Genomic DNA, 7641 nt, shown 5'->3' with positions numbered 1-7641 from the left:
GCGCGGTGCCGGGCTCGTCATGGGGCGGCCGGGTTTGGCGACGTCGGTGCTCTCGTCGTCCGCGTCGTCGATGTCGGGGCGCGCGGCCATGAGCGAGGAGCCGGCGCCCTCGGTGGCGTCGTCCTCGCCGGAGCCCGGGGTCCAGCCGGTGTTGCCGGCGGCGGGCAGGCCCGTTCCGCTCTTGCGTGAGGGCCGCTCGTTGGTCGTGGAGTCCTCACTGCCTGCGCCAGGAGTCCAGCCCGGGCGCGAGGGGCGGTTCTGCATGGGTGAGTCCTCCGGGGCCGGGGGGGGCCCCTCACGATGAAACGCTCGAAGGTGTGTAACGGAGTCTTCCGCGTCCGGGCCCGGATTCCAATCCGGCCGAGACGGTTGTTCGGCCGGGGCCTGCCTGCCCGGAAGGGAATCCGCGGCCTCCCGGGTCCCCTCCCCCGGGTCGGTGGTGTCCTCGGAGCCCGGACCGGCCGGAGAGTCCAGGTGGGCGGGAGGCTCGCGAGGGGTGGGCTCGTCCTCGCCCGGACCGGGAGTCCAGTGCGCGCGAGCCGCTCCGGACGCGGGCTCCGCACCCTCGAGGGTGGAAGCAGCCGCGGGTCCCGGCATCCGCTCCGCGAGCACGTCGCGGGTCACCGGCCCCACGCTCCGCGAGGGGTCCGCACCGAAGGCGGTGGCGTCCTCCCCACCCGAGCCCGGAGTCCACGAGGACTGTGATGCCTGACCAGGCGCGATGTCGCTCGGCGTCCTCGCAGGCTCCGATGCCTGTCCAGGCGCGGTGGTCTCTCCACCGCCCGTGCCGATCTCCGGCGTCTGGCGAGAATGCCCCGGCGCGGTGGCCTCTCCACTGCCCGAGCCCGGCGTCCACGCATTCCGTGGCGAGTGTCCTGGCGCGGTGGGCTCCGCGGCGCCGATGCCCGGCACCCAGGCGTCCTTGGTGACCTCCTGGTTGTGCAGCCGCACCGGCGGCGCCTTGCGAGGCAGACCGGACTCGTCGCCGGGCTCCATCCAGGGCCTCTGCGCCGCCGCCGCGCGCAGCGCCTGTTCAACCTTCGCCGCATCCAGCGCCTCGGTCCGCTCACCCACGCTGGCGTACTCCGACGGCGGCTTCGCCGCGTCCAGCGCCTCGGTCCGCTCACCCACGCCGGAGAACTCCGCCTGCCGCAGCTTCGCCGCGTCCAGCGCCTCCGTCGCGATGTCCTCCTGCGCGCGGAGCGCCTCCGCCACGTCCTGCGCCCCGGGCGGCATGAGCACCGACGGGAACTCCTGCCGCGTGCTCGCGCGCTCGGGCTGCTCGCGCAACAGGTCGTCCAGCACCTGCTGCTCGATGACCTTCTCACGCGGGAAGGCCGCCGACATCAGCCGCACCAGGTCCTGATCCGTCACGTTGGGCGCCAGCTTCTCCTTCAGCGCGCCCAGCGCCTCCGCCATGGCCGTCGCCGTGGGGAAGCGGTCGTTCGGCTCGGACGCGAGCGCTCGCGCGAGGAACGCGTCCACCGCGCGCGGCAGGTCCGGCCGGTAGCGCGCCGCGGGCTCCCACTGCGGATAGGCCGCGCGCCGCCAGCGCTCCAGCGGGTCCCCCCGCTGCGACAGCGGCTTCCACGAGAACAACTCCCACAGCACCACGCCCACCGCGTACAGGTCCGCTCTCCGGTCCACCGTGCGCTTGCGGGCCTGCTCCGGCGCCATGTACGTGAGGTTGCCAATCACCACGCGAGGCGCCGTCTGCTGCTCCTTCAGCGTGGACTGCGCCGCGCCGAAGTCGATGATCTTCACCTCGCCCGCGTAGCTCACGCACACGTTCGCGGGGGACAGGTCGCGGTGCACCAGGTGCAGCGGGTGCCCCTCCTCGTCCGTCGCGTCGTGCGCGTACGCCAGGCCCTCGCACAGCCGCTGTCCCAGTTGAAGCAGCGGCCCCAGGGGCATCATCCGCTGACGCTGCCGCAAGCGGTACGCGAGCCGGCTGAGCGTCTTGCCCAGCACGTACTCCATCGCCAGGAACAGCTGCCCGTCCACCTCGCCCATCGCGTACACGCGCGCGATGTTCGGATGCGCCAGCCGCACCACCACGCGCGCCTCGTCGCGGAAGCGCCCCACGAACTGCCGGCTGTCCACCAGCCCCGGCAGCACCTTCTTCACCACGACCGCGCGCCGCACGCCCTCCTCGCGCGCGAGGAAGACCTCCCCCATCCCCCCGGCGCCAATGCGGCGCACGAGGGTGTAGGGGCCGAAGCGCACGGGCCCGGTCAGGGCCTCCGGTTCAACGGGCGTCGCCAAGCGCGCGGAACGCCTTGCGGGCCGCGGCGAGCACGTGCGCCACCTCCGGCTCGCCGATGGCCAGCGACACGAACGCCGCCTCGAACTGGCTGGGCGGCAGGTACACACCTTCTTGCAGCATCGCGTGGAAGAAGCGCCCGAACTTCGCCGTGTCCGCCTTCTTCGCGGACGCGTAGTCGAACACCGGCTCCGCCGTGAAGAACACCGTGAGCATGCTGCCCACGCGGTTCACCGTCACCGGCACGCCCGCCGCCTTCGCCTCCGCGCGGAAGCCCTCCTCCAGCAACAGGCCCAGGTGCTCCAGCCGCGAGTACGTCCCCGGCGCCGCCAGCGCCTTCACGCACGCCATGCCCGCCGCCACCGCCACCGGGTTCCCGGACAGCGTGCCGGACTGGTACACCGGCCCCTCCGGGGCCACCTTGGCCATGACGTCGCGCCGGCCGCCGTACGCGCCCAGCGGCATGCCGCCGCCCACCACCTTCGCCATCGTGGTCAGGTCCGGCTTGAGCCCGTACAACTCCTGCGCGCCGCCGCGGGCCAGCCGGAAGCCCGTCATCACCTCATCCAGCACGAAGAGCGCGCCGTGCTTCTGGCAGAGCTTCTGCAACCCCTCGAGGTAGCCGGGGCGAGGCACCAGCACGCCCATGTTGCCCACCACGGGCTCGATGATGACGCAGGCGATGTCCTTGCCCTTCTCGTGGAAGATGCGCTCCACGGCCTCCAGGTCGTTGAAGGGCGCGGTGAGCGTGAGCGCCGCCAGCGCGGACGGCACGCCCGGAGAGTCCGGCAGACCCAGCGTCTCCACGCCGCTGCCCGCCTTCACGAGGAACGGGTCGCCCGCGCCGTGGAAGCAGCCCTCGAACTTGAGGATGTAGTCGCGGCCGGTGAAGCCGCGCGCCACGCGGATGGCGGCGACAGTGGCCTCCGTGCCGGAAGACACGAGGCGCACCTTCTCCACGGAGGGCACGGTGGCGCAGAGCAGCTCCGCGAACTCCACTTCCGCGGCGACAGGAGCGCCGAAGGTGGTCCCGCGCCGGGCGGCCTCCAGGATGGCCTCCACGATGGGCGGGTACGCGTGGCCCAGGATGAGCGGGCCCCAGCTGCCGACGAGGTCCACGTAGCGGTTGCCGTCCACGTCGGTGAGCCACGCGCCGGAGCCCTCCTTGAAGAAGACGGGGTCGCCTCCCACGCCACGGAAGGCACGCACCGGAGAGTTCACGCCACCCGGGATGCGCGCCTGCGCACGGGCGAAGAGGGCCTGGCTTTGAGCGTGTTTCATGGCGGGTTCCATAACACGCGGTCCGCCGTGCCTCGCCGCCGCTCTTCGTCCGCCTGGCCGCTATCGAACCCACATGACGTCCAGGCCCTTGGGGCACGGCCAGGCATGGGGCACTCCTCCTCAACTTTCATCTGGACACTATTTTCACTTCAGAGTGAATCTTCATTAAAAATGAAGATGCTGACTTCAACCCATTGACCTTCCTTGGCTTCCACAAGCCGCCTTGAGTGAAAGATGCCTGCCATCCTCCATCTTCCTCCCAGGCTGATTCCCTGGCTGCCAGCGCGGTCCTGGCTCCAGGCGCGCGGCGCATCCCGCCCCTACCTGGAGCTGGAGGGTCGCGAAGTGGCGACGTTCACCCTGCTGGAAGCCGCCCCCGGCCTCCGTGTGGACCAGCTGCCGCTGCTGCTCGGGGCCCACCGTCCCGCGACGGCGCGACGGTCCCGGGACCTCCCGTTCGTCGTGGGTCCCTGGCTCAAGAAGGACGTTCGCGAAGCGCTGGAAGCGCAAGGGGTGGGCTATCTGGACTCGCGTGGCCATCTCCACCTGCGTGCCCGGGGAGTGCTCCTCCACTTCGAGGAGGACCGCACCGTCGCTCCCGAGAAGACCGCGGGCTCCGCGACCCTCGGCGTCCATGGCGTCCGAGCCGTACAGGTGCTCCTCCAGGAGCAGCAGCCGGTCTCCGTCTCCCGGTTCGCGGAGCAGGCCGCTGTGTCATTGGGGCAAGCCCACAAGCTCCTGACCTGGCTCGAGCACCTGGAGCTGGTCCGCGCGGAGGGACGGGGTCCCGCGAAGCGGCGCACCGTCCGGGACCGGACCGGACTGCTCGACTGGCTTGAGCGACAGGCCCGCGCCACGCGATGGGAGCGCTCCCTGCAAGTGGCCCTCTACGCGCGGCGTCCCGAGGAGCTCTGGCAGCAGACCAGCACGCGGCTCGGCAAGGCAGGCATCGCCCATGCATTCACGGGAGCCGCCGCGGTCAGCATGTTCGGCATCGGGCCCACCAGCGTCCCCATGTCGCGCATCCGCATCTCACCCGAGGTGCCCCTGGCCCAGGCGGCGAAACACCTGGATGCGGAAGTGACGGAGCGCGGAGCGAACCTCATGTTGATCCACGACACGGGCAAGGTCGGCAGCTGGGCATCCACGTCCCGGGATGGCGTCCTGCTGGCGCCGCACGTGCGCATCTACCTGGATGTCCAGTCGGAGCGCCGGGGCGAGGACCTCGCACGGCGGTTCCGCGAGGAGGTCCTTGGTTACTGAAGGCGGACACCTGGGCGAGTACGACCCTTCGGTCCGGTCCGCCCTGCTCGCGGAGGCCGTGCATGTGGTCCGTGCCTTCGGCTTCGCGGGCGCCCACGTCGTCATCATCGGGGGCCTCGTTCCTTCCCTGCTCGTGCCAGAACCGGGGCCCGGCCTCGAGCCCCACATCGGCACGCAGGACCTCGACCTCTGTCTGCGGGTCGCGCTCGTGGAAGGCGAGGTAGGCCACTACGAGCGGCTGGAACGCACCCTGAAGGCCGCGGGCTTCCGCCCCCTTCCTCGTTCGAGCTGGCGCTGGACGGGGGGCGTCACCCATCCCCTCACGGTCGAGTTCTTCTGCCCCCTGGCCCCCGGACGCGAGGCAGGCCGGTTGTACCGGCCAGGGGGCGTCGTGGGAGGAAGGCTCTCCGCGCTGGTCCTGTCCACCGGGACCCTCATCGACCGGGACTTCATCGAGAAGGAGGTCGTCGTCGAGCTTCCGGGAGGTGGCGGCCGCACGCATCAACGGCTGAGGATCGCTGGTCCCGCCGCCTATCTCGCGGCCAAGGTGGATGCCCTGCGGAACCGGCCCAAGAACAAGGATGCCTACGACATCGTCTGGATGGTCGAGTCCTGGCCCGGAGGACAGGCAGGACTCGCCCCGGTCATCCGGAAGAGCCCCATTCATGCGGATCCCCTGTTCCAGCAGGCCCTTGTCGCCCTGGCGCAGGAATTCGCCGACCTCGATGCGGCGGGCGCGCGGAAGTACGCCCGCTTCGTAGCGGCCCCGGGTGTCGATGCGGATCAGTCCGCCCGGCGTGCCAGCGGCGCGGTGAAGAGGCTGCTGGCGGAGCTCGTCGCGCCGCGGTTATAGCCACCGCATGCGCATCCTCCACACCATGCTCCGGGTCGGCGACCTGGAGAAGTCGCTCGACTTCTACACCCGCGTGCTCGGCATGAAGCTGCTGCGCCGCCAGGACTACCCGGACGGTCGGTTCACCCTCGCCTTCGTCGGCTACGGCCCCGAGGACACCCACCCCGCGCTGGAGCTCACCCACAACTGGGACACGGCGAAGTACGAGCTGGGCTCCGCCTACGGCCACATCGCCCTGGGCGTCAGCGACATCCACGCCACCGCCAATGCCATCCGCCAGGCCGGCGGCAAGGTCGTCCGCGAGCCCGGCCCCATGAAGCACGGCACCACCGTCATCGCCTTCGTGGAAGACCCGGACGGCTACAAGGTCGAGCTCATCCAGCAGAAGGCCTGACCTGGCCCAATCCCTGGCGCCCCAAGCAACCAGGGCGCCGGGGGCCACCAGCACGGGCGGCATGGGCAGGCAGGCCCGGGTCCCCGGCGGACTCTGGGGACGGATGAACGGAACAGGCAGGCGGACGCGAATTCCTCGCGATGTTTCGCGCCTTCCGCTCGCCGCGCCCCCGGCAGGGGTGTAGAGAGGCCCGCGCGCGATGCATCGCGGCGCGCACCCTCCCCCTCTTCTTCCGAGGCCGTCACCATGGTGGAGAGTCCCCAGAGCCAGAACGCGCTGTCCCCCGACGAGCTCCACGAGGCCTGGGCGGTGCTGTCCGCGGACGAACGCCTGGAGGGGTTCCGGCTGCTGCCCCCGGCGGTGGCGGACGACTTCTTCCTGGGCCTCACCGCGCGCGAGCAGGGCGAACTCATCCTCAGCCTCCCCCCCGGCGAGCGCCGCACCTGGGTCCGGCTGCTCCCCCCGGACGACCTGGCCGACCTGGTCCAGGCCGTGGAGCCGGAGCAGGTGGACGCCATCCTGTCGCAGCTGGACGACGCCAGCCGCCGTGAAGTGAACGTCCTGCTGGCGTACTCGGAGGACGACGCGGGTGGCCTGATGAACCCGCGCTTCGCCCGCGTGCGCCCGGACATGAGCATCGACGAGGCCATCGGCTACCTGCGCAAGCAGGCGCGCGAGAAGGTGGAGACCGTCTACTACGCGTACGTGCTGGACGCGGAGCAGCGGCTGCAAGGCGTGCTGTCCCTGCGCCAGCTCTTCCAGGCCGCGCCGGACAAGCGCGTGGCGGACGTGATGATTCGCGACGTCATCACCGTGGCGGAGAACACGGACCAGGAGGCGGTCAGCCGCACCTTCTCCGAACACAGCTTCATGGCCATGCCCGTGGTGGACGAGCAGCGGCGCATGAAGGGCATCGTCACGGTGGACGACATCGTGGACGTCGTTCAGGAAGAAGCCACGGAGGACATCCAGAAGGTCGGCGGTATGGAGGCCCTGGACGCGCCCTACTTCGACGTGGGCTTCATGGCGATGCTCAAGAAGCGCGCCGGCTGGCTGATGGTGCTCTTCCTGGGGGAGATGCTCACCGCCACGGCCATGGGCTACTTCGAGCACGAGATTGCCCGCGCCGTCGTGCTGAGCCTCTTCATCCCGCTCATCATCAGCTCGGGCGGCAACTCCGGCAGCCAGGCCACCACGCTCATCATCCGGTCGCTGGCGCTGTCGGAGATGCGGCTGAAGGACTGGTGGCGCGTGGCGCGGCGGGAGCTGACCACGGGCCTGGCGCTGGGCGGGGTGCTGGGGGCCGTGGGCTTCCTGCGGGTGATTGCGTGGCAGGCGCTGTTCCACAGCTATGGCGACCATGCGCTGCTCATCGGCATGACGGTGGGCGTGTCGCTGGTGGGCGTGGTCATCTTCGGCACGCTGTCCGGCTCCATGCTGCCGTTCATCCTGCGGCGCGTGGGCTTCGACCCCGCGAGCGCGTCCGCGCCCTTCGTGGCCACGCTGGTGGACGTGTCCGGACTCGTCATCTACTTCACGGCGGCCAGCCTCTTCCTGCGCGGCACGCTGCTGTAGTCGGCGACGCTC

Annotated in this window: 6 protein-coding genes; 4 read left to right on the top strand and 2 right to left on the bottom strand. The window is 70.8% G+C overall.

Annotated elements, in window-relative coordinates:
- Positions 1-2265: protein kinase domain-containing protein (locus tag D7W79_RS09460; protein WP_120525022.1), on the bottom strand; the 2265-nt coding region annotated here is incomplete at its 3' end.
- Positions 2249-3544, bottom strand: coding sequence for a glutamate-1-semialdehyde 2,1-aminomutase (gene hemL / locus D7W79_RS09455; RefSeq protein WP_120525021.1), 1296 nt, complete (start codon positions 3542-3544; stop codon positions 2249-2251). The genes D7W79_RS09460 and hemL, both read right to left, overlap by 17 nt.
- A 234-nt stretch (positions 3545-3778) precedes the next feature.
- On the opposite strand from hemL, the gene D7W79_RS09450 reads away from it, so the two are divergent.
- From D7W79_RS09450 to mgtE, 4 genes are all read left to right on the top strand, one after another.
- Complete coding sequence (locus D7W79_RS09450) at positions 3779-4807, top strand: hypothetical protein (RefSeq protein ID WP_120525016.1); 1029 nt, start codon at positions 3779-3781, stop codon at positions 4805-4807.
- Entirely contained in the window at positions 4797-5660 is an 864-nt protein-coding gene (locus D7W79_RS09445; protein WP_120525015.1) for a hypothetical protein, read from the top strand. The genes D7W79_RS09450 and D7W79_RS09445 overlap by 11 nt, the downstream gene beginning before the upstream one ends.
- Positions 5661-5667: 7 nt before the next feature.
- On the top strand, positions 5668-6054 hold the full coding sequence (gene gloA, locus D7W79_RS09440) for a lactoylglutathione lyase (RefSeq protein WP_120525014.1): 387 nt from the start codon (positions 5668-5670) through the stop codon (positions 6052-6054).
- A 246-nt stretch (positions 6055-6300) separates the two neighbouring features.
- A complete protein-coding gene (gene mgtE, locus D7W79_RS09435) occupies positions 6301-7629 on the top strand; it encodes a magnesium transporter (protein ID WP_120525013.1) in 1329 nt (442 codons plus the stop codon).
- Positions 7630-7641 lie beyond the last annotated feature (12 nt).

Source organism: Corallococcus exercitus, assembly GCF_003611585.1.
In the GTDB taxonomy this organism is placed as follows: domain Bacteria; phylum Myxococcota; class Myxococcia; order Myxococcales; family Myxococcaceae; genus Corallococcus; species Corallococcus exercitus.
The sequence above is the reverse complement of the archived record's forward strand: the minus strand, read 5'-3'. Positions and strand labels throughout refer to the sequence as shown.